At 82.6% G+C, this 879-nt stretch carries 1 pseudogene; it reads left to right on the top strand.

Features of this window, described 5'->3' with window-relative positions:
• Positions 1-879, top strand: a pseudogene (locus ACFVGO_RS07595) (hypothetical protein); the annotation flags it as partial.

Raw genomic sequence — 879 nt, 5'->3', positions numbered from 1 at the left:
CACGGAGGCGGCCTGGGGCACGGGCGAGGCCGCGCGGCGGCGCCCGGCGGCCGGGGACGGCGGCTGGCGCGCGGTCGCGCCGCTGGTCCCGACCCTGGCCGGGCCGGCCCACGGCGTCAGCGACGGCCTGAGGTTCCGCTCCCGGCTCACCGCCTGGCAGGACCCCTCGCTCTGCGGTCCGCTCGGCCACGCGGTCCTGCCGACCGCCCCGGTCGGCATCCTGCGGGCGGTGGCGAGGCCGGGCGCCCCGGCCCCCGTCCGCACGGGCGGGGACGAGCTGGTCGTGCCGGTCATGCCGGTCGTCCCGAGCGAGGCCGGTGCCGAAGAGGCGCCGGAGAACGGGCAGTCCGGCGCGGCGCGGCCGGCGCGTCAGGCGCGTCCGGTCCAGCGGTCCGTCCGGCTGCGACGGCTTCCGGTGCGGTCCGGGCCGCGCCCGGCCCGCGCGGGCGGGGCCGACCCGCGCGAGGCGGCCAAGCGCGCCGACGGCGGTGCGCCGAGGCCCGCAGCGGCGACACCCGGCACGGCGGCGCCCGGTGCATCCGTACCCGGAGGGTCGAAGTCCGCTGCGGTGAGGGGAAGTTCACCGAAGCCCGAAGGGCCGCAGGCCGCCAGTGGCCCGCTCGGTGCGGCGACGCCCGAAGCGGCCGCCGCCTCCCCGCGCCCGAACGACTCGGCGGTCCGGGCCGACCGGCCGGTGCGGCCGCGTCCCGTCGGGGCCCCGCTGGTCGTGGCGCGGCGGCCCGGCCTGCTGACCGCGCGCCCCGTGGCGGCCGTCCCGGGGCAGGTCAGGGCGCCGGCCGCCGTCACCGAACCGGCGAGCCGGGGTGCGGGCGCGCCGCGGCCCGCGGCGACGACGGAAGAGACGGCCGAGGGCACGCG

This window comes from Kitasatospora sp. NPDC057738 (assembly GCF_042798815.1).
GTDB classification, from domain to species: Bacteria; Actinomycetota; Actinomycetes; order Streptomycetales; family Streptomycetaceae; genus Kitasatospora; species Kitasatospora lactacystinica.
This window is presented reverse-complemented; position numbering and strand designations above follow the sequence as displayed.